The organism is Aquibium sp. ELW1220 (genome assembly GCF_030398385.1).
In the GTDB taxonomy this organism is placed as follows: Bacteria; Pseudomonadota; Alphaproteobacteria; order Rhizobiales; family Rhizobiaceae; genus Aquibium.
In genome coordinates this window covers 15,038-37,344 of sequence record NZ_JAOAOQ010000049.1, presented here as the reverse complement: position 1 = coordinate 37,344, position 22,307 = coordinate 15,038, and the positions used below count along the sequence as shown (strand labels likewise).

At 67.3% G+C, this 22,307-nt stretch carries 24 protein-coding genes and 1 pseudogene; 6 read left to right on the top strand and 19 right to left on the bottom strand.

Annotation, left to right across the window (positions count from 1 at the left end):
• From N1F91_RS27145 to paaI, 6 genes and pseudogenes are all read right to left on the bottom strand, one after another.
• Nucleotides 1-540 (bottom strand): annotated as a pseudogene (locus N1F91_RS27145) (helix-turn-helix domain-containing protein); the annotation flags it as partial.
• 344 nt (nt 541-884) lie between these two features.
• A complete protein-coding gene (locus tag N1F91_RS27140; RefSeq protein ID WP_289996803.1) occupies nt 885-1,784 on the bottom strand; it encodes a PaaX family transcriptional regulator C-terminal domain-containing protein in 900 nt (299 codons plus the stop codon).
• Between the two features lie 121 nt (nt 1,785-1,905).
• Nucleotides 1,906-2,859, bottom strand: a complete 954-nt coding sequence (locus N1F91_RS27135; protein WP_289996801.1) for an MBL fold metallo-hydrolase — start codon at nt 2,857-2,859, stop codon at nt 1,906-1,908.
• 74 nt (nt 2,860-2,933) lie between these two features.
• Nucleotides 2,934-3,551: a TetR/AcrR family transcriptional regulator gene (locus tag N1F91_RS27130; protein ID WP_289996798.1), complete on the bottom strand. Its 618-nt coding sequence runs from the start codon at nt 3,549-3,551 to the stop codon at nt 2,934-2,936.
• Nucleotides 3,552-3,624: 73 nt separating this feature from the next.
• A complete protein-coding gene (gene paaK, locus N1F91_RS27125; protein ID WP_289996796.1) occupies nt 3,625-4,935 on the bottom strand; it encodes a phenylacetate--CoA ligase PaaK in 1,311 nt (436 codons plus the stop codon).
• Between the two features lie 34 nt (nt 4,936-4,969).
• Entirely contained in the window at nt 4,970-5,410 is a 441-nt protein-coding gene (gene paaI / locus N1F91_RS27120; RefSeq protein WP_289996795.1) for a hydroxyphenylacetyl-CoA thioesterase PaaI, read from the bottom strand.
• Between the two features lie 126 nt (nt 5,411-5,536).
• Here paaI and N1F91_RS27115 point away from each other — a divergent pair, with 126 nt between their 5' ends.
• The 4 genes from N1F91_RS27115 (at nt 5,537) to N1F91_RS27100 (ending at nt 9,554) form a co-directional block, all read left to right on the top strand.
• Nucleotides 5,537-6,775: a cytochrome P450 gene (locus N1F91_RS27115; RefSeq protein WP_289996794.1), complete on the top strand. Its 1,239-nt coding sequence runs from the start codon at nt 5,537-5,539 to the stop codon at nt 6,773-6,775.
• A gap of 230 nt (nt 6,776-7,005) precedes the next feature.
• Complete coding sequence (gene paaZ, locus N1F91_RS27110; protein ID WP_289996792.1) at nt 7,006-9,030, top strand: phenylacetic acid degradation bifunctional protein PaaZ; 2,025 nt, start codon at nt 7,006-7,008, stop codon at nt 9,028-9,030.
• A gap of 49 nt (nt 9,031-9,079) precedes the next feature.
• Complete coding sequence (locus N1F91_RS27105; RefSeq protein ID WP_289996791.1) at nt 9,080-9,352, top strand: BrnT family toxin; 273 nt, start codon at nt 9,080-9,082, stop codon at nt 9,350-9,352.
• Nucleotides 9,330-9,554 (top strand): CopG family antitoxin, encoded by a 225-nt coding sequence (locus tag N1F91_RS27100; protein ID WP_210321229.1) that lies wholly within the window; start codon nt 9,330-9,332, stop codon nt 9,552-9,554. The genes N1F91_RS27105 and N1F91_RS27100 overlap by 23 nt, the downstream gene beginning before the upstream one ends.
• Here N1F91_RS27100 and N1F91_RS27095 read toward each other — a convergent pair whose 3' ends face one another.
• The 7 genes from N1F91_RS27095 to pcaC form a co-directional block, all read right to left on the bottom strand.
• Complete coding sequence (locus N1F91_RS27095; protein ID WP_289996790.1) at nt 9,555-10,724, bottom strand: MFS transporter; 1,170 nt, start codon at nt 10,722-10,724, stop codon at nt 9,555-9,557. It lies immediately after the preceding gene.
• Nucleotides 10,721-11,821, bottom strand: a complete 1,101-nt coding sequence (locus N1F91_RS27090) for a 3-carboxy-cis,cis-muconate cycloisomerase (RefSeq protein WP_289996789.1) — start codon at nt 11,819-11,821, stop codon at nt 10,721-10,723. Before N1F91_RS27090 ends, N1F91_RS27095 begins: the two co-directional genes overlap by 4 nt.
• Nucleotides 11,822-11,836: 15 nt before the next feature.
• Nucleotides 11,837-12,451, bottom strand: a complete 615-nt coding sequence (gene pcaG / locus N1F91_RS27085) for a protocatechuate 3,4-dioxygenase subunit alpha (RefSeq protein WP_289996808.1) — start codon at nt 12,449-12,451, stop codon at nt 11,837-11,839.
• A gap of 11 nt (nt 12,452-12,462) precedes the next feature.
• The gene (locus N1F91_RS27080; protein WP_289996788.1) at nt 12,463-12,729 is read right to left on the bottom strand and encodes a type II toxin-antitoxin system RelE/ParE family toxin; all 267 of its coding nucleotides are present in this window, start codon (nt 12,727-12,729) and stop codon (nt 12,463-12,465) included.
• Entirely contained in the window at nt 12,713-12,940 is a 228-nt protein-coding gene (locus N1F91_RS27075; protein WP_289996786.1) for a ribbon-helix-helix protein, CopG family, read from the bottom strand. Before N1F91_RS27075 ends, N1F91_RS27080 begins: the two co-directional genes overlap by 17 nt.
• A 62-nt stretch (nt 12,941-13,002) precedes the next feature.
• A complete protein-coding gene (gene pcaH, locus N1F91_RS27070; protein WP_289996785.1) occupies nt 13,003-13,761 on the bottom strand; it encodes a protocatechuate 3,4-dioxygenase subunit beta in 759 nt (252 codons plus the stop codon).
• Nucleotides 13,758-14,159 carry a 4-carboxymuconolactone decarboxylase gene (gene pcaC, locus N1F91_RS27065; RefSeq protein ID WP_289996784.1) on the bottom strand — a complete coding sequence of 134 codons (402 nt, stop codon included), beginning with the start codon at nt 14,157-14,159 and terminating at the stop codon, nt 13,758-13,760. The genes pcaH and pcaC overlap by 4 nt, the downstream gene beginning before the upstream one ends.
• 101 nt (nt 14,160-14,260) lie before the next feature.
• Between pcaC and pcaQ the strand changes: the two genes are divergently transcribed.
• Entirely contained in the window at nt 14,261-15,166 is a 906-nt protein-coding gene (pcaQ, locus tag N1F91_RS27060; protein WP_289996783.1) for a pca operon transcription factor PcaQ, read from the top strand.
• A 15-nt stretch (nt 15,167-15,181) separates the two neighbouring features.
• Here pcaQ and pobA read toward each other — a convergent pair whose 3' ends face one another.
• Nucleotides 15,182-16,354, bottom strand: a complete 1,173-nt coding sequence (gene pobA / locus N1F91_RS27055) for a 4-hydroxybenzoate 3-monooxygenase (RefSeq protein WP_289996782.1) — start codon at nt 16,352-16,354, stop codon at nt 15,182-15,184.
• Nucleotides 16,355-16,500: 146 nt separating this feature from the next.
• Here pobA and N1F91_RS27050 point away from each other — a divergent pair, with 146 nt between their 5' ends.
• Nucleotides 16,501-17,385, top strand: coding sequence for a helix-turn-helix domain-containing protein (locus N1F91_RS27050; protein ID WP_289996780.1), 885 nt, complete (start codon nt 16,501-16,503; stop codon nt 17,383-17,385).
• Nucleotides 17,386-17,424: 39 nt separating this feature from the next.
• On the opposite strand, the gene N1F91_RS27045 is transcribed toward N1F91_RS27050, so the two are convergent.
• The 5 genes from N1F91_RS27045 to N1F91_RS27025 form a co-directional block, all read right to left on the bottom strand.
• Nucleotides 17,425-18,450 (bottom strand): fatty acid desaturase, encoded by a 1,026-nt coding sequence (locus N1F91_RS27045; RefSeq protein WP_289996807.1) that lies wholly within the window; start codon nt 18,448-18,450, stop codon nt 17,425-17,427.
• Between the two features lie 221 nt (nt 18,451-18,671).
• On the bottom strand, nt 18,672-18,881 hold the full coding sequence (locus N1F91_RS27040; protein WP_126701809.1) for a cold-shock protein: 210 nt from the start codon (nt 18,879-18,881) through the stop codon (nt 18,672-18,674).
• Between the two features lie 312 nt (nt 18,882-19,193).
• On the bottom strand, nt 19,194-20,168 hold the full coding sequence (locus N1F91_RS27035) for an ABC transporter substrate-binding protein (RefSeq protein WP_289996779.1): 975 nt from the start codon (nt 20,166-20,168) through the stop codon (nt 19,194-19,196).
• A 23-nt stretch (nt 20,169-20,191) separates the two neighbouring features.
• Nucleotides 20,192-21,316, bottom strand: a complete 1,125-nt coding sequence (locus N1F91_RS27030) for an ABC transporter permease (protein WP_289996778.1) — start codon at nt 21,314-21,316, stop codon at nt 20,192-20,194.
• Nucleotides 21,313-22,194, bottom strand: a complete 882-nt coding sequence (locus tag N1F91_RS27025; protein WP_289996777.1) for an ABC transporter permease — start codon at nt 22,192-22,194, stop codon at nt 21,313-21,315. The genes N1F91_RS27030 and N1F91_RS27025 overlap by 4 nt, the downstream gene beginning before the upstream one ends.
• Nucleotides 22,195-22,307: the final 113 nt, after the last annotated feature.

The window sequence follows — 22,307 nt, the reverse complement described above, 5'->3', positions numbered from 1 at the left end:
CCCGCACGAACATCATGCGGCTGTGGCAGAGCCGGACGTGGGCGACCTTCACGGTCACCGTCACGCCGGCGAGCAGGACGATCTCGTGGCTCCAGTCGAACTGGTAGGCTTCGCCCGGTGCGAAGAACAGCGGCACGTAGGCCTCGGCCGTCGCCGATCCTCTCGTCTTCGCCCAGCTCTTCGCATAGCGGCGNCCGATCCTCTCGTCTTCGCCCAGCTCTTCGCATAGCGGCACACGGCGTCGTAGCCGCCCTCATAGCCGAGCGCGCGCAGTTCCTCGTAAATCCGGATCAGCGTCAGTTGCTCGCGCGCCGCCTTGCCGAGATTGCCGTTGAGGAACCCGTCGAGCTGGTCCTTCCACGGTCCGATCTTCGGCTTCGGTTGTCGCTCGCGCTCGTAGGAGAACGAGGTCTCGTCGGACCTGAGAATCTTGCGGACCGTGTTGCGCGACACGTGCAGCTCGCGGCAGATCCGCTTGAGCGACCACCCCTGCACATGAAAGGCACGCCGAACCCGGGCAATCGTGTCCACTGTCTTCATCCCCTCTCCACCCGCTCGCCAAAACGAACGGATGGTCGCAGATCGACTTCATGAGGGGGGTCAAAATTGGACGCCGATCCTCCCGTCTAGGGGGTCAAAATTGCATGCCGATTCACACTGTGGAATACGCTATTGTCGTGCCGCATGACATTGCTCCCTGCTCGTGTCCAAACGCCGCGAAACGTCTGAAACCGAGTAGAATCAATGTCATGCGCCTTGTCCAGCTTTCTAAACCGGACAGCAGTGGGACAAGCCCGAGGATGACGGCGGCGGGTGTCGCACCTGCCCGCTGACCGGGACAAGGCAAGGGGGATGGAACGGGTTACGCCGCACCGCACCGCACCTCAGATCCCCCCGAAGCGCCCCCGGAACCGCTCCGGCCGGGCCTGCGTCGGCAGGCCGGCGGTGTCGAGCCAGGTTTCGCTGGGGGCGGCGAGGCGGGCGTAGAGGTCGCGGACCAGTGCCCTCGCCTCCTCGCCCGGCCAGTCCTGCGGCAGGAGGGCGGCGGGCAAGCCGGGGTCGCGCAGCACGAGGCGGCGCCAGCCATGGTTGACGAGGATGCGTGCTGCCATCGCGTCGAGCGGCGCAAGGACCGCGCCGCCGGCCAGCGCGCGGGCGAGCGGCGACAGGTCGGCGCAGAGCGTGCGGTAGCCTGCCGCACTGCCGTCGAGCGACCAGAGCCGCGTCACGCCTTCCGGAATGCGCAGCGCGGCACCGGCGATGACGAGCAGGCCCGAGGGCAGGCCCTCGGCTGGGTCGCCACCCTCCGTATGCGGCTTGATCCAGCTGCCGGGCCCGGTCGGCACGAAGCCGATCTCGCGCATGTCGCGGTCACGGTCGGAGCGGCGCGCGACCTCACCCGGCGACGGGGCGACGGCGACGATCCAGCGTCCGTCCCAGGCAGGCGGGCCGGATGCGTAGATGCGGCGCGTGGCGAGGTCGAAGGCATGGCGCCCTTCGTCGGCCAGCCGGTAGAAGCTGTTGCGCCCTTCCCGCTCGCGCGAGACCCAGTGGTCGGCGGCGAGCCGCGACATCGCGGTGCGGACCGCGCCCGGCTCGACGCGCAGCCGCATCATCAGGTCCTGGAGCAGCGACAGCGGCGCCTGGCCGCCGCGCGGCGCGACCGCGTCGCCGAAGACGGTGACGACCAGCGACCAGACGCGCAGCCGCCCGCGCGCGTGCAGGCGGTCTATCATCCGCTCGAGCGCGGTCAGGGCCGGGTCGGTGGTTGCGTCCATCGCCATGAGATGCCACGGCGGCAAAGGCCATGGCAAGGCGGATGCCGCCGGTCCGCCGCAGGGGCCGCTGCGGACCGGGTCTGGAGGCGATGCCGCGGCTGCCGGACGAGCCGGCGCCGCCCGCCCGTCAGCCTGCGACGTAGCGGAAGGCGTCGCCGGAGGCCTCGGCCATGCCGACGCCCGGATAGGCGAAGTGGTAGCCGAGCACGGCCGACTTGTCGGCGACCATGCGGTCGATCAGCCTGCGGCGGTTTGCGATGGCGAGGTAGGGGATCGCGTCGAAGCCGAACTTCCAGCCCGGATGCTCGAAGGAGATGATCTGGTTCGACAGCGCATCGCCGGTGATGATCAGGCCGTCGCCGCCGGCGAGCGCAAGTGAGATGTGGCCCGGCGTGTGGCCGGGCGTGTCGATGGCCGAAAGCCCGGTGACGATGTCGTCGCCGCCCTTGACCAGCACCATCCGGTCCTTGACCGCGGCGAGGTCGCGCTGCGCGCCGCGGGCGAAGTCGTGGAAATTCTCCGGCAGCTTGGAGAAGATGTCGGGATCGGTCCAGAAGGCATGCTCGGTCGCGCCGACGTGATAGGTCGCGTTCGGGAAGCGCAGCGTGCCGTCGTCGAGCACCGTGCCCCAGACATGGTCGGGATGGGCGTGGGTGAAGACGACGCGGGTGATCGCGCCGGGCTCGACACCTGCGGCAGCGAGGTTTTCCGAAAGCTTGCCGGCGGTCGGCGCGAAGCGGTTGCCCGAGCCGGTGTCGACGAGGATCAGGTCGGAGCCCATCCGGATCAGCGGGATGTTTGTGGACGGGTGCGCGCTGCCGTCGGTCCAGCCCATGGTCTTCGCGATCTCGGCGAGCTGCTCGGGCGTCGCGTCGGGGGACAGGACGTTCAGCGGCAGGGTCAGCTCGCCGTCGCTGATGACGGAGACGTCGGCGTCGCCCTGCATGAAGCGATGCGGCTCGGCGGCGCGGGCGATCTCGGTCCAGGACAGGAGCGGCAGGGCGGCGAGTGCTGCACTGCCCTTGAGGACGCTGCGGCGGGAGACGAGGCGCCGGTACTGGTCTTCGGTGATGCGGGTCATTGCGGACTTCCCCCAGAGGTTGGAGCACCGACGTTAGGCGCGCAGCCCTCCGGCGGGAAATCACAAGCGCGGGATCATCGATCCGTCATGGGGCGGGCGGCGAGGTCTCTCACCCCGCCGACCAGGAGCCGGGTGGCGAGCAGCGCATAATCGGCCCGGCCGACCGGGCCGCCCTCGCGGAACCACATGTAGAACCAGTTGAGCATGCCGAAGAGGCTCATGGTGACGGGCTTGAGCAGCGGCGTGCCCTCGAAGGCTTCGGGTGCGACGGCGCGGATCGCCTCGGCGAAGCGGGCGACGAGCTGGCGCTCCAGCGCCTTCAGCTGCGCCTGCTCGGCGTCGGGCAGGATCTGCATCGTGCCGATCTGCAGCTTGTGCTCGGCGTCGGCGTCGCGATAGGCCTCGAGCAGGGCGCCGACCAGCCGTTCCAGCCGGAGTTCGGGCGCAAGGGCCGCATCGTCGGCTGCCTCCACCGCCTCGACGAGCTCTTCGAGATGGGTGCTGATGATGTCGAAGAGCAGCGCCTCCTTGGAGGCGTAGTAGTGGTAGAACAGCGCCTTCGACACGCCGCATTCGGCGGCGAGGCCGGCCATCGAGGCGCGGTCGTAGCCGTCGCGCGCAAAGACCGCGGCGGCCTGGCGCAGCAGTGACAGGCGCTTCTCGTCGTAGTCCCGGGCGCGGCTGCGCGCCATCAGGGCGCCGCCGCGCCGGCCCGGCGCAGGCTGTCCCGGCCGAGCGGGCCGACCTCGATCGCGACGGCGACGCTCATCCCTTCGGCCGGTTGTCGACGATGCGCTGGGCCTTGCCCTGGCTGCGGGCGACCTTCTCCGGTTCGGTGACGTTGACCCGCACCGTGACGCCGACCACGTCCTTGATGCGCTCGCGCAGCGCATGGCCCGCGACCTTGCGCGCCTCGTCTGTCACATGCGTGATCGTTGCCTCGACATGGACCGTCATCTCGTCCATGCGGCCCTCGCGGGTGAGTTCGACCTGGAAATGCGGCGCCAGCCCCTCGATGGCGAGGATCTGCTCCTCGATCTGGGTCGGGAAGACGTTGACGCCGCGCAGGATCATCATGTCGTCCGAGCGGCCGGTGATCTTTTCCATGCGCCGCATGCTGCGCGCGGTGCCGGGCAGCAGCCTCGTCAGATCGCGCGTGCGGTAACGGACGATCGGGAAGGCCTCCTTGGAGAGCGAGGTGAAGACCAGCTCGCCCTGCCCGCCGTCCTCGACCGGGTCGCCGGTGATCGGGTCGACGATCTCGGGATAGAAATGATCCTCCCAGATGTGCAGCCCGTCCTTGGTCTCGACGCACTCGTTGGCGACGCCCGGTCCCATCACCTCCGACAGGCCGTAGATGTCGACGGCGTGCATGTCGAAGGCGTCCTCGATCTCGGACCGCATGGCATTGGTCCAGGGCTCGGCGCCGAAGATGCCGACCTGAAGCGGGCTCTTGCGCGGGTCGAGCCCCTGGGCGCGGTACTCGTCGAGGATGGAGAGCATGTAGGACGGCGTGACCATGATGGTGGTGGGCTTGAAATCCTCGATCAAGGTCACCTGCCGCGTGGTCATGCCGCCGGAGACCGGGACGACGGTGCAGCCGAGCCGCTCGGCGCCGTAATGCGCGCCGAGGCCGCCGGTGAAGAGGCCGTAGCCATAGGCGATGTGGACGATGTCGCCGGGACGCGTGCCCGAGGCGCGCATGGAGCGCGCCACGCAGTCGGCCCAGACGGCGAGATCGTTTTTTGTGTAGCCGACGACGGTGGGCTTGCCCGTGGTGCCCGAGGAGGCGTGGATCCGAGCCACCTGTTCGCGCGGCACGGCGAACATGCCGAAGGGATAGTTGGCGCGCAGGTCGTGCTTGGTGGTGAAGGGGAAGAGCTTCAGGTCGGACAGCTGCTTCAGGTCGTCGGGGTGGACGCCCGCCGCGTCGAAGGCCTGGCGGTAATGCGCGACGTTGTCGTAGGCGTGGCGCAGCGACCATTTCAGCCGGTTGAGCTGCAGGGCGGCGATCTCGTCGCGCGAGGCGATCTCGATCGGGTCCAGGTCTTGCCTGCGCGGTGCCAGGTCTCTCATTCCATCCTCCCCCTCGTTCGGCCCGTCGGCGCGCTCAGGCTGCCATGTCGTCGAAATGCCGGCCTTCGATGGCCCGCGACGCGCCGCGGAACTCGGCGATCAGGCGGCCGGCCTGGTTGGTCACGCGCACGTCGTAGATGCCCGAGCGCCCGAAGCGCGTCACCTCGCAGGCGGTCGCCGTGAGCCGGTCGCCGAGCTGGCCGGGCGCGACGAAGGTGATGACGTTGTGCTGCGCGACCACCAGCTGGTTGTAGGAATTGCAGGCGAAGGCGAAGGCCGAATCGGCCAGCGTAAAGATGAAGCCGCCATGGCAGATGTCGTGGCCGTTGGTATGGTGCTTCTCGACCGTCATCGACAGGGTCGCCGTGCCGGGACCGACCGCGTCGAGCGATGCGCCGAGCCATTTCGAGGCGTCGTCGCGCGCCCACATGGCGTCTGCCGAGCGCCTGGCGATTTCTTCAGCCGTCAATGCCATTGGAGCCTCCCCGCCCGCACTCCTCCCGAGCGCATGGCGGGAAGACTTGCATAAACCGGCCGGTCGGTCAATAATACTCGCGGATGGGACCGAGGTCGCGTCCGGCGCTTGGGAGGAGCGGAGCACATGCAGGCGGACAGGAGCCTCGCCGAGGCGTTCGACATCGGCGCGATGCCGCCGGGCTTCGCGGAGGACCCCTTCCCGGTCTACCGCGCGCTGCTCGAGCATGCGCCGCTGAAACGCTTCGCCGACGGCTCGGTGATGCTGTCGCGCCACGAGGACCTCGACCGCGTCTACCGCGACACCAAGACTTTCTCGTCGGACAAGAAGGTGGAGTTCCTGCCGAAATTCGGCGAGACGCCGCTCTACGAACACCACACGACGAGCCTCGTCTTCAACGACCCGCCGCTGCACACGCGCGTGCGCAGGATCATGATGGGTGCGCTGACACCGCGTGCCATCGCGGCCATGGAACCGGGGCTCGTCGCGCTCGTCGACGGCCTGCTCGACCGGCTGGAGGAGAAGGACGAAGCCGACCTGATCGAGGATTTCGCGGCCGCAATCCCGCTCGAGGTCATCGGCAACCTCTTCGTCATGCCGCACGAGGAGCGCCGGCCGCTGCGCGACTGGTCGCTGGCGATCCTCGGCGCGCTGGAGCCGGTGCTGAACTCCAACCAGGTCGAGCGCGGCAACCGCGCGGTGACCGAGTTCAAGGCCTATCTAGGCGACCTCGCCGCACGGCGCCGGGCAAAGCCCGGCGACCCCGCCACCGACGTGCTGACGCGGCTGATCGCCGGAAATGAGGGCGAACTGCTCAGCGACACCGAACTCCTGCAGAACTGCATCTTCATCCTCAATGCCGGCCACGAGACGACCACCAACCTGATCGGCAACGCGCTGCACGAACTGACGCAATGGCCGGGCGAACGCCGCCGGCTGATCGAGGAGCCCGCGCTCATCGACACCGCGGTGGACGAGGTCCTGCGCTTCCAGAGCCCGAACCAGCTCGGCAACCGCCGGAGCGTCGAGCCCGCGATCTTCCATGGCGAGACGCTCGAGCCCGGCACGCGCATCCACCTGGCGATCGGGGCGGCGAACCGCGACCCGCGCCAGTTTGCCGATCCCGACCGGCTCGACCTGTCGCGCAGGCCCAACCGCCACCTTGCCTTCGCGCAGGGCCCGCATCTCTGCGCCGGCTTCTCGCTGGCGCGGATGGAGGGGCGCATCGCGATTTCGCGGTTCCTCGCGCGATTTCCGGGGTTCGCGCTAGAGGGGACGCCGATGAGGACGGGGCGGGTGCGGTTTCGCGGGTTTGCCAGCCTGCCGGCGCGGGTGGGACGGGGCCTGCCGGCGCGGGTGGGATAGATCTTGCTCTACGGCGCCCCCCTCTGGCCTGCCGGCCATCTCCCCCACGAGGGGGGAGATCGGATGTCGCCGCGGCCTTCGCCAATCTCCACCGTCGCAGGCCGGAAGCGGCGGCCGACGCTGCCGATCTCCCCCCTCGTGGGGGAGATGGCCGGCAGGCCAGAGGGGGGCGCGACGGAGTGCGGCCTTTCCGGCAGGAACACAACACACGCCACAACAGGAGCCACATCATGACCATCCTCGCCCTGAACAGCTATGCTGCCGGCCGCTGGGTCGCCCCGTCCGGGCGCCTGACCGACCTGAAGAGCGCGATCGACGGTCGCGTCGTGGCGCGGCTCGGCGCCGAGCTCGATTTTGCGGCGATGACCGCACATGCCCGCAGCGTCGGCGGGCCGGCGCTAAGGGCGATGACGTTCCACCAGCGCGCGGCGATGCTGAAGGGGCTGGCGCAGTACCTGAACGAGCGGCGCGAGGCGCTCTACGAGCTGTCCTACGACACCGGCGCGACCAAGACGGATTCGATGATCGACATCGACGGCGGCATCGGCACGATGTTCGTCTATGCCTCGAAGGGCCGCCGCGAACTGCCCGACGACGTGATCTATGTCGAGCCGGGCATCGAGCAGTTCGGCAAGACCGGCAGCTTCCTCGGCCAGCACGTGGCGACCTCGCTGCAGGGCGTGGCGGTCCACATCAACGCCTTCAACTTCCCGGTCTGGGGCATGCTGGAGAAGCTGTCGCCGACGCTGCTGGCCGGCGTGCCGGCGATCGTCAAGCCGGCCTCGGCGACGGCGTGGCTGGCCGAAGCCGCCTTCCGGATGATGATCGAATCCGGCCTGCTGCCGGAGGGTGCGGTGCAGTTCGTGGCCGGCTCCACCGGCGACCTGATCGACCGGCTGGGCTCGCAGGACGTCGTCTCCTTCACCGGGTCGGCGGCGACCGCCGGCATGCTGCGCGGCAACCGCAACCTGCTCGACAATGCCGTGCGCTTCGTGGCCGAGCAGGATTCGCTGAATGCGACGATCCTCGGACCCGACGCGGCGCCCGGCACGCCCGAGTTCGACACCTTCGTGCGCGAGGTGCACCGCGAGATGACCGCCAAGGCGGGCCAGAAATGCACGGCGATCCGCCGGATCCTCGTCCCGGCCGCGCACCGCGAGGCGGTGATCGCGGCGATCTGCGAGAAGCTCGCGAAGACGCCGGTCGGCGATCCCCGCGCGGAGGGCACGCGGATGGGCGCGCTGGCGAGCCTCGCCCAGCGCGAAGACGTGCTGGAGAAGGCGCGGATGATCGGCACCGAGGCGCGCTGCGTGTACGGCGCCGACGGGTTCGCGCCCGCGGGCGTCGACGTGGCGGCGGGCGCCTTCGTGTCGCCGATGCTGTTTGCCTGCGACGATCCGGACGGTGCCGAGAAGGTGCATTCGGTGGAGGCCTTCGGCCCGGTCTCGACCGTGATGGCCTATCGCGACCTCGACCATGCGACCACGCTCGCCAACCGCGGCGCTGGCTCGCTCGTCGCCTCGGTGTTCACGCACGACCCGGCGGTGGCGCGGCAGGTGGTGATCGCGTCCGGCGCCTTCCACGGCCGGCTCTACTTCGCCAACCGCGACACCGGCAAGGAAGCGACCGGGCACGGCTCTCCCCTGCCCCATCTCGTCCATGGCGGCCCTGGACGCGCCGGCGGCGGCGAGGAGATGGGCGGCATCCGCGGCGTCATGCACTACATGCAGCGCACTGCGATCCAGGCTAGCCCGGACCTGCTTTCGGCCATCACGAAGAGCTTCGTGAAGGGCTCGACGCCGCTCGCGAAGGACGTCCACCCGTTCCGCATGACATTCGGCGAGCTGGAGATCGGCCACACGCTGGAGACCGCGACGCGCGAGGTGACGCTGGCCGACATCGAGCAGTTCGCCGACTTCACCGGCGACAACTTCTACGCCCACATGGACGAGGAGGCGGCAAAGGCCAACCCCTTCTTCCCCGGCCGCGTGGCGCATGGCTACCTGATCCTGTCCTTTGCGGCGGGCCTCTTCGTCGACCCCGCGCCGGGGCCGGTGCTGGCCAACTACGGGCTCGACAATCTGCGCTTCACCAAGCCCGTCTCGCCTGGCGACACGCTGAAGGTGCGGCTGACCGCCAAGGAAAAGACGCTGCGCAACCCCGGCCACGGCGAAGTGCGCTGGGACGTGGCGGTGACCAACCAGGACGGCGAGCAGGTGGCGACGTATGAGCTGCTGACGATGAACGCGGTCTGACTGGACGCCGGATGGCCGCCATACCATTTCAATGGTATGGTTCGCGGTCATGGAGTTCGAATACGATCCCGCCAAGAGCGCGTCGAACAAGGACAAGCATGGCATCGACTTCGAGGAAGCCAAGGCTCTCTGGAAGGACGATTATCTTTTCGAGATCGAAGCGAGATCCGGTGAGGAAAATCGCTTCTTTGCCATCGGCCGGATCGGTGGCGTCAGTTGGACTGCGGTTTGCACGATACGGAACGGCCGGTTGCGGATGATATCGGTCCGCCGCTCGCGGACGACAGAGGTCAAGGCCTATGAAACGAATATCAGCGACTGAACTCGACAAGAAATTCGACGACGGCGAGGATGTGTCCGAATACTTCGACTGGTCCACCGCCCGACGACCGAACCGCGAGCCCACGCTTGTCGACGTCGAGCTCCCCACCTGGATGGTGAACGGGCTCGACATCGAGGCGCAGCGGCTGGGAATCACGCGGCAGGCGCTGATCAGGACCTGGCTGGAAGAGAAGCTGAAGTGATCAGCCCCGCGGACGCCACGCCAGCAGGGCGGCCAGGCTGACGAGGCAGATCGCCAGAAGGGCTGCGGCGAAGCCCGTCACGCTCTCGCCCGTCACCACCACCAGCAGCGAGACGAGCAGCGCCGAGCCGATCTGGCTGACGAAGCCGTAGAAGGCGGCGGTGAAGCCGGCGATATCGCCATGCGGGTCGAGAACCATCGCCGCCGCATTGGAATAGACGATCAGGTAGCTGGTGGCGAAGAGCGTGATCAGCGCCGTCATCAGGATCGCGTTCATCATCCCGGCGAAGATGAAGCCGAGCATCAGCATGACCGCGACCACGAGGACGACGTTGGCGGCAATCATGGCGTTGACGATGCCGATGCTGCGGATCAGCCGCCGGTTCGCCGCCTGGCCAAGGACGATGCCGAGCCCATGGAAGGCGAAATAGACGGCGAAGGTCGTCCCGCTCAGGCCGAAGGCATGCTCGTAGATGCGCGGCGTGGAGGCGAGGATGAGCAGCATCGACGCCATGACGATCGCCGACAGGAAGACGAAGTAGCGGGACTGCGGATGCGCGAGCAGGCGGCGCGACCGCTGCACGAAGACGGCGAGCCGCATCGCGTCGGGCGCCCGCGCCGGCAGCGTCTCGGGCAGGCGCACGAGCACGATCAGCAGGCCGGCGGCAAAGACCGACAGTCCGAGAAAGATGAAGCGCCAGCCGGCCAGCGCGGCGACGCCTGCGCCGAGCAGCGGCGCGAAGATCGGCCCGACGGCGAAGATCGCGGTGGCGAGGGCCAGATTGCGCGCCAGCGCCTCGCCCGAAAACCGGTCGCGGATGATCGCCCGTGACGACACGATGGCGGCGGCGGCACCGAGCCCCTGCAGCACGCGGCAGGCGAGCATGAGTTCGATGGAGGATGCGAAGGCCGCGCCGAGGCAGCCGAGCAGGAACAGGGCGAGTCCCGCCGCCAGCGCCGGCCGCCGGCCGAAGCGATCGGACATCGAACCCCAGACCAGCTGCCCGAGGCCGGCCCCGATCATGTAGGAGGTGATGGTCCACTGCACGAGCTCGAAGGGGGCGTCGAGGTCGTCCACCATGACCGGGAAGGACGGCAGCGTGATGTCGACCGAGAAGGACGAGATCGACATCAGCACGCCGCAATAGGCGACGATCCAGCGTTCCTTCACGAGCGACCGTCTTTCGCGGCCGCTTCGTCGGCGCCGCTCTTCAGGGGGCGGATGGCGATCTGGCCGACCAGCGCCTGTGCGTGCCGCAGCGCCGCCGCGCAGGCGGTGATCATCTGCGGCAGAATCATCCATTCCAGCGTCCAGGCCGCGCCCGAACGCTCGTTCTCGTGCACCAGCGACTGGTGCATCCCCGCAAGCAGGGTCGCATTGAAGCGCGCCAGCGTCACCAGCGTCTCTGCAGCGACCGGATTGACCTTGTGCGGCATGGCCGACGACCCGCCGCCGCCCGAAAGCCTGATCTCGCCAACCTCGCTCTGCGCGGCGAGCGCGATGTCCTGCCCCATCTTGCCGAGGCTGCCGGTAACCAGCGACAGCCAGGAGGCCAGTTCAGCAATGCCGTCCCGCTCGGAATGGCGGGCGTGATCGACGGGCTTCAGGCCGAGAGCCGAAGCGAGCCGCTGCGCCACGTCACTGGCCCTGTCGCCGAGCTTCTCCAGCGTGCCTGCCGCACCGCCGAAATGCAGGATCGCGACGCCGGCTGAGACGACGTCGAGACGCGCGCGGTGGCGGACGAGCGGGTCGCGCCAGCTGCGGATCTTGCGCGATGCGGGCACGGGTATCGCCGCCTGCATGCGCGTGTGCGCCATGACCTCGATGTCGCCGTCGCGATCCTCGAGCGCCTGCAAGGCCTCGGTGACGGCGGCAAGCCGCGCATCGAGGATGGCGAGCGCCGGCTTCAGACGCAGCGAAAGCGAAGTGTCGACCACGTCCTGGCTGGTCGCGCCGACATGCACGAAGGCGGCCGCATCGCGCCCGACCGCCTTGCGCAGCTGGCGCACGAGTTCGGGAACGACCACGCCGTCGCGGCCCGTGCCCGCGGCAAGAGCGTCGACATCGGGCGAGAAACCGGCCAGCGCCGCCGCGATGGTCTCGGCCGCGTCGGGCGGGATCACCCCTGACCCGCCCTGCGCCCGCGCGAGGGCGACCTCGAAGTCGACCATGGCGCGGCAGTCGGCCTCGACGGAGAAGAAGGGTGCCATGTCCGCATCGCCCAGCAGACCGCTGAGGTATGGGTGCTCGAAGGGCGATGCGGACATGAAGGGCACGCGGTCTCAGATGTCGAAGAAGATGGTTTCGCGGTCACCCTGCAGGTGGATGTCGAAGGTGTAGACGTCGCCGTCGCGCCGGGCAATCAGGGTTGGCACGCGCACCTTGTGCTCCACCCGCTGCAGGATCGGGTCCTCCGCGTTGGCCTTCTCCTCGTCGCCGAAATACATGCGCGTGTGCAGGCCGAGATTGATGCCGCGCGCGACGATCCAGAAGGTGATGTGCGGCGCCATCGGGCGGCCGTCGCGGAACGGCACGCGGCCCGGCTTGATCGTCTGGAAGACGAACTCGCCCGTATCCATGTCGGCCGGGCAGCGGCCCCAGCCGGTGAAGTTCGGATCGGCCGAACCACGCATCTCGGAAGGCGAATTGTAGAGCCCGTCGGCGTCGGCCTGCCAGATCTCGATCAGCGAATCGCGCAGCGGCGTTCCGGAGCCGTCAATGACGCGAGCCTTGACAGTAATGCGCTCGCCCTTCGTCTTGTCGTTGACCATCTGGGTGCCGAGGTCGGTCGAATAGACGCCACCGATGTCGCAGAAGTTCGGCGTCAGGCCGATGTGAACATAGGGACCCGCGGTCTGCGAGGCGGTTTCCTTGAGGCGGCCGAGCGATTGCATGATGTTTCTCCCAACTAGCGATAGACGTCCGATCGGTGGCCGATCTCCACGACCAGCACGACGAGTGTCTGGTCCCGGATTTCGCAGATCAGGCGATAGTCGCCGACGCGATAGGACCAGTAGTCTTCCAGCGACGCGTGCAGCGCCTTTCCCAAGGCGCGGGGATCGTCGAGCTGCGCGACCCGGCCGCGCAGGAAGACCGCTATCCGCTTCGACACCTGGCGGTCGAGCTTGCGCAGCGACTTCTTCGCCGTATCCGAAAGCTCAATCGTCCAGGCCAAGGTCGCGGATCACTTCTTCGAGCGGATAGGTCTTCTCCTCGCCACGGCGAATTCGCTCCGAAACCTCGACCGCGGTGTAATAGTCTTCGAGGTCCCCGAGCCCGTTGGCGATCAGTTCGCGCAGGTAGTAGGCCTTGGTCCGCCCGGTGCGGGCGGCCAGGGCGTCCAGGCGGGCTTCGATTTCGGGCTCCAGGCGGATCGAGGTCGGCATGAGCGGATCTCCGGCGTTGAATACATGTAGTCTATGTATTCAACGCCTATGGCATCGACAAATCAATTCCCCTCCAGCCGGTTCTCGAACATCGTCGAACGGCGTCCGCGCAGCACCATGTCGAACTTGTAGGCCATAGCGTCCATCGGGATCGTGTATTCCATGTCGAGCGGCGCGATCAGGTCCTCGATCGCCTCACGGCTGGGGATCGTCGACACGATCGGGCACTTCCAGATCAGCGGGTCGCCCTCGAAATACATCTGCGTGATCAGCCGCTGCGCGAAGCCGTTGCCGAAGATCGAGAAATGGATGTGGCGCGGCCGCCAGTCGTTGACGCCGTTCGGCCAGGGATAGGGTCCCGGCTTGATGGTGCGGAACGAATAGGAGCCGTCCTCGCCGGTGATGGTACGGCCGCAGCCGCCGAAATTCGGGTCGAGCGGCGCCAGGTAGCCGTCCTTCTTGTGACGGTAGCGGCCGCCGGCATTGGCCTGCCAGAACTCGACGAGCACGTTGGGCACGCCCTTGCCGCGCTCGTCGAGCACGCGTCCGTAGACGATGATACGCTCGCCGATGGCGCTTTCGCCCGGCTTGGCGAAGTTCAGGATCAGGTCGTTGTCGAGCTCGCCGATGATGTTGTGCCCGAAGGTCGGCCCGGTGATCTCGCTGATCGTGTTGTCGAGCGAGATCAACGCCCGCTGCGGCGAGCGCAGCACCGAGGTCTTGTACTGCGGCGTCAGTGCCGGCGGATGCCACTCGCGGTCGCGCTGGAAGAACGAGCCCGTCTCGGGCCTCTGGTTGGACAAGCCGTTGCTTGCGGTCATGTGCTGGCCTCCTCCATCTCGGCAAGGGTCTGTTTCACGATCTTGATCGCGTGGTTGGCGGCGGGAACGCCGGCATAGATGGCGACGTGCAGCATCGCCTCGCGGATGTCGTCCGGTGTGGCGCCTGTGTTGGCGGTGGCCCGCACGTGCATCGCCACCTCGTCGTGATGGCCGAGCGCAGCCAGCAGGGCCAGCGTCACCATCGAACGCTCGCGCTTCGTCCAGTGCGGCCGCGACCAGACATGTCCCCACGCGGCCTCGGTGATGAGGTCCTGGAACGGCTCGTCGAAGGCGGTCTTGGCGGCCTGCGCCCTGTCGACATGCGCCGCACCCAGCACGCTGCGCCTGGTCGCCATGCCCTGATCGTATCGGGCGGATTTCTCCTCAGTCTCAGACACGCAGTCCTCCCATGAAGCTGTGTGTATACATAGCAAGGGCTGCTTGTTAGGAATAATTCCGATTTTGGCACCACCGATAATTTTTTTGATATGGGTTTGCCATGCAGGTCAAGACGCGCCACCTGACGACATTCCTGGAGATCGCCCGGCACGGCAGCGTCGGCCGGGCGGCCGAGACGCTGCATGTGTCGCAGCCGGCGGTCACGCGGACCTTGCGCGAACTGGAGGAGGAGCTCGGCTGCGCCCTCGTCGAGCGCGACGGTCGCGGCATTCGGCTGACGACGGCGGGCCAGGAATTCCGCCGCCATGCCGGCGCGAGCCTCGCCGCCCTGCGCAAGGGCGTCGATGCCGTCCGCCGCGTCGGCAACGACGAGGCGCCGCCTCTTCGCATCGGAGCGCTTCCGACGGTTTCCGCCAGGATCATGCCGACCGCCGTGCGTGCGCTGCTGCAGGGAAGCGGCGCCCGCCTGAAGATCGTCACCGGCGAAAATGCCGTCCTGCTCGACCAGCTTACACGCGGCGATCTCGACGTCGTCGTCGGGCGGCTTGCTGCGCCGGAGCGGATGGTGGGCCTCACCTTCGAGCACCTCTATTCGGAGCAGGTGGTCTTCGTCGTGCGCAGCGGCCACCCCTTGCTGGAGACCGCCACCTTCGACTTCCCGGCACTTCGAACCTATCCGGTCATCATGCCGACGCGATCGGCGATCATCCGTCCCTTCGTCGAGCGACTGCTCATCGCACATGGCCTGGCCGATCTGCGCGCCCGCATCGAGAGCGTTTCCGACAGCTTCGGCCGCGCCTTCCTGCGCGAGACGGACGCGATCTGGATCATTTCGCAGGGCGTGGTGGCCAACGAGATGGCGGCGGGAACGCTGGTCCGCCTGCCCATCGACACATCGGACACCCGCGGCGCGGTCGGCATAACGCTGCGCGCCGACCGCGAACCCCTCCCGGTGCTGGACCTGTTCACCCGCATCCTGCGTGACGTGGCCGCCAGCGAGCGCTGAACAGCAAGCGCCTCGTCAGTACGGCAGGCCAACGTAGTTCTCGGCCAGCGACATCGACGCCGCGTGCGAGTTGACGGTGTAGTCGAGTTCCGCCTCCTGGATCCGCTGGCCGAAGTCGCCGCCATCGGGGAACTTGTGCATCAGCGAGGTCATCCACCAGGAAAACCGCTCGGCCTTCCAGATGCGGCGCAGCGCCTTCGCCGAGTAGCCGTCGATGCCGGCCATGGATTTCTCACCGTAGAACTCGCGCAGCGCATCGAACAGGTAGCGCACGTCGCTGGCAGCGAGGTTCAATCCCTTGGCGCCGGTCGGCGGTACGATATGGCCGGCGTCGCCGACGAGGAACATGCGGCCGAAGCGCAGCGGCTCGGCCACGAAGGAGCGCAGCGGCGCGATCGACTTCTCGACCGACGGGCCGGTGGTCATCGCTTCGGCCGCGTCCGGCGTCAGGCGGCGGCGGATCTCGTCCCAGAACCGATCGTCTGACCAGTCCTCGACCTTCTCGTCGAGCGAAACCTGGACGTAATAGCGGCTGCGGGTGTGCGACCGCATCGAACAGAGTGCGAAACCGCGGGGATGGTTGGCGTAGATGAGTTCGTGGTTCACCGGCGGCACGTCGGCAATGATGCCGAGCCAGCCGAACGGGTAGACTTTCTCATAGACCTTGAGCAGCGTCTCCGGCGCCGCCTTGCGCGAGGCGCCATGGAAGCCGTCGCAGCCGGCGATGAAGTCGCAGTCGATCCGATGCTCCACGCCGTCCTTCGAATAGGTGACGAAGGGCTTGTCCCGGTCGAAATCGTGCAGCGCCACGTCGGCGGCTTCGTAGACCGTCTTGCCCCCGGTCCGCTCGCGCAGGTCCATCAGGTCGCGCGTCACTTCGGTCTGTCCGTAGACCATCACGCGTTTGCCGCCGGTCAGGCCGTGCAGGTCGATGCGGTGGCGCTGGCCGTCGAAGGTCAGGTCGAAGCCGTCATGCGGCAGGCCCTCGACACGCATCCGGTCCGCCGCGCCGGCTTCCTCGAGCATGGCGCAGGTGCCCTCTTCCAGCACCCCGGCGCGGATGCGCGCCAGCACGTAGTCCTTGGTCGAACGCTCCAGGATGACGTTGTCGATGCCGGCATTGGAGAGCAACTGGCCCAGGAGCAGGCCCGAAGGCCCCGATCCGATGATGACGACCTGGGTGCGCATGAATTCCTCCTGCCTGAATGCCACTCCGGCGGTTTTCCGGACATGGGTCAACGTCGTCCAGCTATCTGTCCCGCGCCCCGGCCAGCCTCAATGGACGCTTCGCGCAATCTCTTGCACGATCCGAACATCTCCGGCATCGTCGCCGCATGAACCGATACGTCCCGACCTATCAGCTCTACGGCGAGGAGATCGAACGGGAGGGCCGTTTCTGGCTGCACTGCGAAACGATTCCCGAACGCAGCCGCCTGCACGACTGGGAAATCCGGCCGCATCGGCACGAAGCCTTCTTCCAGATGTTGCACATTTCGGACGGAACGGGCGAGGTTCTGGCAGGTGATTCCTACCGCGCCTTCCGCGCGGACACGCTGATCTTCGTGCCTCCCGGCATCGTCCACGGCTTCCGCTTCTCGCGCGATATCGGCGGGCTTGTGGTGACGGCCCTGCGCGAGCGGCTGGACGTACCGGGCAGCGTGAGCCCGCATCTGGCTGCCTTCGCCGCAGAACCCCGGATCGTCGAGGACGCCGAGGCGCGTGCGCGGCTGGCGGTCGATTCGCTGCACCGCATCGCCGCCGAGATCGCCGGCCACGGCATCGGCCGCATGATGCTCGCCGAGGCGCTGGTGACGGCCGCCGTGATCGACCTTGCCCGGGCGAGCGGCGCCCGCGCCGAGCAGTCGCCCGATCCGGAAGACCGGGACCAGCAGCGTCTCGAACGGCTGGCCTCGCTGATCAACGCGCATTTCCGTGAGCATCGGCCGGCAGCCTTCTATGCCGAGCGGATCGGGATTTCGGCCGCGCACCTCAACCGCATCGCCCGTGCGCGCACCGGCCGAAGTCTGCAGGAACTGATCGCCGCGCGCCTTCTGGAGGAAGCGCGCCGCAGCCTGGTCTTCACTTTCCTGCCGGCGCAATCGATCGCGCACGACCTCGGCTTCTCCGATCCGGCCTATTTCAGCCGGTTCTTCTCCAGGCATGCGGGGGAGAGCCCCTCGGCCTACCGCGCACGGGAGCGGGCGAGGCTGAGGTTCTGAGCGCGGGAGGCAGCCGTAGCAGACGCGCTTTCGTCGCGGTCAGGCAGGGGCCAGTGCCCGGGCGTCCCTGAACGAGACCAGCCGCCGCGCCTTCTCGTCCCACAGCACGAGCCGGACGCATTTCAAGCTCTCCAGGAGCGTGATGCGGCCCATGTCGCGCAGTTCCGGATGATCGCGCAACACCTCCGGCAGGCGATAGAACGGGATCTTCGCCGCCAGGTGGTGGACGTGATGGATGCCGATGTTGCCGGTGAACCAGCGCAGCACCGGCGGCAGGTCGTAGTGCGAACTGCCGTGCAGGGCGGCATGCTGGAAGCTCCACTCGTCCTCCTCCGACCAGTGCGTCTCCTCGAACTGGTGCTGGACGTAGAACAGCCAGACGCCCGCCGTCGCCGCCATCAGCGTGATCGGCACCTGCACCACGAGGAACGGCACCAGGCCGACGAGCCAGATCATCGCCGCCACCGGTACGGCGATGGCGAGATTGGTGGCGATGGTCGAGACCCAAGGCTGGGCGCCGGCGCGCATCAGGCCGATGGGCAGCCGGTACTGGCACAGGAAGAGCCAGGCAGGGCCGAGACCGAACATCACCACCGGATGGCGGTAGAGGCGGTAGCGAACGCGCCCGAACCGGGACAGCGCCTGGTATTCGCGCACCGTCAGCGTATCCACGTCGCCGATGCCGCGCCGGTCGAGATTGCCCGCCGATGCGTGATGCACGGCGTGGGTGCGACGCCAGTAGTCGTAGGGCGTCAGGGTGAAGACACCGAGGATCCGTCCCGTCCAGTCGTTGAGGCCGCGCTGCGCAAACAGCGTTCCATGGCCGCAATCGTGCTGCAGGATGAACAGCCGGACAAGGAGACCGGCGGCGGGAATGGTGAAAACGAGGCCCCACCAGTGGCCGTTGAGCACTGCGATGGCCGCGAGCGCCCAAAGCCCGACGAAAGGTATGGCGGTCACGGCGATTTCGAACCAGCTGCGCACCGCGCTCGGCTCGCGGTACTTCGCAAGGAGCAGGCTCCAGGACGGCTTTCTGGTCTGCTGTGCGGGGGCGTCGGCAAGGATTGCGGTCACGCTGTCTCCGGATGCTCGGAATGGAAGGCGAACACTCGACCGCATAGGACCAGCATTCGGGAAGGAGCAACGACGGGCGCCCACCCCCGGGGCCGCGCCGAATCACTCGTGTCGGCCCCTACTTAGCAAAAAGGCCGGGCGCTAGCCCGACCTCTCAGTTCACCTCGACGTTCCGTGCCAGTACATCCGTGGTCACGGAACGGAAGTGTGATTTATGCCGCCTGGAGGTTTTCCGCGGCGTTCTTGCCCGAGCGGTTGTCGCGGACGACGTCGAAGCTGAGCTTCTGGCCTTCCACGATCGTGCGCATGCCGGCACGCTCGACGGCGGAGATGTGGACGAACACGTCCTGAGCGCCGTCCTCGGGCTGGATGAAGCCGAAGCCCTTGGTGGCGTTGAAGAACTTTACGGTGCCAATGGTCATGACGATTTCCTTTCAATCGGTCACGTTAAAGGACTTGCCACGCCGGATGCGCGACAATGCCCATAGATCGACTTTGAGCAGGAAGATCGTCCGTGGTGCGTCGCCGCACCGAAAAACAAAGTTCAACAACAAGATCGATAGGCTCTACATAGGGGTAGTCGGTGTCCGAAACAAGGCAAGGACTGAACGTTCTGGAATAATTCGTACCGCGACGCGCAGCCGGTCCCTTTTCAGCCTCCGCAAATCAATGGCGCGAAACGAAGAAAGGGGCGGACAACCGCCCGCCCCTTCCGTCTGCAGCGGTGCAGGACCCTACTGGATCGCCTTGTCGGTGATGGCGGTGGTGTAGGCGCCTTCGGCCGGCTTGGAGATGATCTTCTGGTCGAGGAGCGCCTTGGCCGTGCGCTCGTAGGCCTCGACGATCAGCTTGCCGTCGGCATTGTCGATGAGCTTGGCGACCTCGCCCATCATCCGCTTCTGGTGATTCTCGTCCTGGCCGCCATTGTCGACGACGATCTCGCCGGCCTCGTCCGGGTTCTCGGAGGCGTACTTCCAGCCCTTCATGGAGGCGCGCACGAAGCGGACCATCTTGTCCTCGAAGGCCGGGTCGGCAAGCTTGTCCTGCAGCACGTAGAGACCGTCCTCGAGCAGGTCGTTGCCCATGGCCGAGTAGTTGAAGACGATCAGGTCTTCGGGCTTGTAACCTGCGTCGATGAGCTGCCAGTACTCGTTGTAGGTCATGACCGAGATGCAGTCGGCCTGCTTCTGGATCAGCGGCTGCACGTCGAAGCTCTGCTTGAGCACGGTGACGCCATCGGCGCCGCCTTCGGTCGACAGGCCGAGCTTGTTCATCCAGGCATAGAACGGATACTCGTTGCCGAAGAACCAGACGCCGAGCGTGTGACCCTTGAAGTCGGCCTCGGTCTTGACCGGGCCATCGGCGGGGCAGACGAGCTGCATGCCGGCCTTCTTGAAGGGCTGGGCGATGTTGACGAGGTTGACGCCCTTGTCGCGCGCGGCGAGCGCGGCCGCCATCCAGGTGACGATCACGTCGGCGCCGCCGCCGGCGATCACCTGCTCCGGCGCGATGTCCGGGCCGCCCGGCTTGATGGTGACGTCGAGGTTCTCTTCTTCGTAGAAGCCCTTCTCCTTGGCGACGAAATAGCCGGCGAACTGTGCCTGCGTCACCCACTTCAGCTGCAGCGTCACCTCGTCGGCCGCCATGGCCATGTGCGAAGCAGCAAGCGACAGCGCGCCGGCCAGTATGGAAACGATCGTTTTCTTCATGTTTTTATCCCTCTGAAGTTTGTCTATCCACCACGGACAGACGGATGCCAGAACGTTGCGGCCCGTTCGATCAGGGCCAGAACTCCGTAGAAGATCGACCCCGCCAGCGCGGCGACGGCGATCTCCGCCCACACCATGTCGACATTCATCCTGCCGACTTCGGTGGAAATGCGAAAGCCCATGCCCACCACCGGCGTGCCGAAGAATTCCGCGACGATAGCGCCGATCAGCGCAAGTGTAGAGTTGATTTTCAGCGCGTTGAAGATGAAGGGCGCCGCGGCCGGCAGTCGCAGCTTGAAGAGCGTCTGCCAGTAGCCGGCGGCATAGGTGCGCATCAGGTCGCGTTCCATCGCGCCGGCGGCGGCCAGGCCCGCCACGGTGTTCACCAGCATCGGAAAGAAAGTCATGATGACGACGACGGCCGCTTTCGACGGCCAGTCGAAGCCGAACCACATGACCATGATGGGCGCGACCCCGATGATCGGCAGCGCCGAGACCATGTTGCCGATCGGCATCAGCCCGCGGCGCAGGAACATGTATCGGTCGGCGAGGATGGCCACCGCGAAGCCCGCGGCGCAACCGAGCGCATAGCCGACGAGAACGGCCTTGAAGATCGTCTGCTGCACGTCGGCGGCGAGAATCGGCAGCGAGTTGGCGATGCGCAGGCCGATGAGCGACGGCGGCGGCAGCAGGATGAACGGGATGCCCGCGCCGCGCACGATCGCTTCCCACAGGATGAGCAGCCAGACGCCGAACAGGGCGGGCACGAGCAGTCTGAGCAGGATGTCGAGGCCGCGGGCTCGGGGCCGCATTCGCGACAGCACGGTCACCAGGCGCCAGGCGAGGAGCCAGGATGCGGCGACCAGCGCGAAGAACGATGCCGTCGCCCCGCCCTCGTTGCCGGCGATCGCCGCGATCAGCAGCCAGGCGGCAGCATGCACGGCGACGAAGAGAAATGCGGCTTCGAAGAGCCTGGGGAGGCGCAGCAGCGGCAGGAGCGCGGCGGCGGCGAGGAGCGCCATGATGGGCCACGCCGTGCCCGCGGCGGCGCCCGCGTCCGTCACCACGAGCGGCAGGTTGAGCAACGCCGTGGCGCAAAGCACGAGCGCCAGGAGGGCTTGCCAGGGGAGGATGCGGAGGAACGTCATGCCGGCCGCCCTCCCATCACGCGCTCGGTGATGCGCCCCGCGAGCCCGACGAGGCTGACGAGCAGGACGGCCACCACGGAGCCGGCGACCAGCGCGGCGAACATGTCGATGGTCTGGCTGTAGTAGGAGCCGCTGAGCAGCTTCGAGCCGATGCCCGCGACGGCACCCGTCGGCAGTTCGCCGACGATCGCGCCGACGAGACTCGCCGCCACCGCCACCTTCATCGAGGCGAAGAGAAACGGCACCGAGGCCGGCACGCGCAGCTTCCAGAACACCTGGCCGGGGCTGGCATGATAGGTGTGCATCAGGTCGAGATGCGTCAGTTCGGGCGAACGCAGCCCCTTCACCATGCCGACCGCGACCGGGAAGAAGGACAGATAGGTCGAGATCAGCGCCTTGGGAATCAGTCCGGTGATGCCGACGGCCGCCAGGACCACGATGATCATCGGCGCCAGCGCCAGGATCGGGATCGTCTGCGAGGTGATGATCCACGGCATCAGCGAGCGGTCGAGCGTGACGACGTGGACGATGCAGACGGCGATGGCGATGCCGAGAATGGTGCCGAAGGCAAAGCCCAGCACCGTGGACGAGAGCGTGACGGCAGCGTGGTAGACGAGGCTGCGGTTCGAGGACAGCTTCCGGAAGAAGGTGTTCTCGACGAAATTCACCGCCACCTGGTGCGGCGCCGGCAGGGTCGGCTTGGGCTGGCTCATCGTCTTTGCGACGAACTCCCACGTGGTGGAGGTCACGCCCGCGCGGCGATCGAGGTCGCGCTGGAACGGTGCGTTCATGGCATAGGAGCCGGCATACCAGGCCACCACGATGGCGGCGAGGATGGCGGTGACGGGGATGATCTTGTCGCGGAGGCGGTCGGTCATGGGTGGCTTCCGTCCCCCTGCCCCTTGTGGGGCGCGCGCCCGCTAAGGCAGGCTCCCACGCCGTGGCCATTCTCCGACGTCCAGCGTGGCGCTGCCGCCCCCACCCGGCCGCT